Origin of the sequence: Rhizobium sp. Root1220 (assembly GCF_001426265.1) — a bacterium.
Taxonomy (GTDB): domain Bacteria; phylum Pseudomonadota; class Alphaproteobacteria; order Rhizobiales; family Rhizobiaceae; genus Rhizobium.
The window spans coordinates 1-1,166 of sequence record NZ_LMDG01000031.1 but is presented as its reverse complement, the minus strand read 5'-3'; the positions used below and the strand labels follow the sequence as shown (position 1 = coordinate 1,166).

The 1,166-nt window shown below is 62.4% G+C and carries 1 protein-coding gene; it reads right to left on the bottom strand.

Annotation, left to right across the window (positions count from 1 at the left end; translation table 11 throughout):
* Positions 1-137: 137 nt before the first annotated feature.
* Positions 138-1,166 (bottom strand): ATP-binding cassette domain-containing protein (locus ASC90_RS17135; RefSeq protein ID WP_156393005.1); only part of this gene is annotated, 1,029 nt, incomplete at its 5' end.

Below are 1,166 nucleotides of genomic sequence, written 5' to 3'. Positions count from 1 at the left end.
AGAAAGGCATTACGATATCTCGGCGGGCGGTTCGTGTCACGGACGCTAATTTCTAAGGGGACAGATGAGATTCTCACCACCAATAGTTTTTCAACAGTATCGGCCGACTGCGGTCTTCCGCTTCGCGCCAAAAGCAGTCATTGCCCAAGATGAACGGTTCTGTCCGGTGCAAGCGATGCAAGGAATGGCGTGTCGTGACTGATCACCATCACCGCACCGTCATAAGCAGCCAGCGTGGCCTCCAGAGCGGTCATCCCTTCGAGATCGAGGTGATTGGTCGGCTCGTCGAGTATCAGCAACATTGGCGGTGGCATGCCCCCAAGGGCACAGGCCAGACCGGCGCGGAGACGCTCACCTCCGCTCAACTCCCCTGCGTAGCGCAAGGCATCCGCCGCACGGAATCCAAACCGGGCCAGCGCGGCATGGGCCATATGGATATCCGCCAAGGGATTCAGGTGCAGGAAATTGTCGCGGAGGGTGCAGGCGGGATCGAGCAATCCGACATGCTGATCCAGTAGCGCGAACGGCACAGTCAACTCCACCCGCCCGGTTTGCGGCATGATCTGGCCGGTGATGATCTTCAGAAGCGTGGTCTTGCCGCTGCCGTTCGGTCCGGAAATGACAATACGTTCGGGACCGGTGACTGTCAGTGACAGGTCGCGGATGACGGGGTGGGCGGGGTCATATCCACCAGTCACCCTACCCAGCCGCAACACCGTCCTGCCGGGGTCAAGGCCAGTCGGGGGGATGTCCATGCGCAGCGGTTGCAGGATTTCGATCTTCTCGCGCGCGGCGGACATCGCCTCGTCAGCCGCCTCGCGCCGGGCATCACGCAAGCGCGCACCGGCACCGCCGGAGGCTTCCGCCCGGCCCTTGGCCGCGTCCATCAGGATTTTCGGCTGATCGCCCCGCGCCCGCGCCCGATGCCCGGCACTATCCTTCCGTGCCTTTCGCTCGCTCGCTTGACGCGCACGGCGCGCAACATCTGAAAGGGCTTTTTCGGCATGGGCAAGATCGCGGGCCGCAGCATCCAGTTCAGTGTCCTTGCGCTGCCGGAAGGCGCTGTARTTCCCGCCGTAACGGGTCATCCCGAGCGAGGTCAGTTCAATGATGGCATCCATCTCCTCCAGAAGCTCTCGATCATGGCTGGCGACGATTGCCCCGCC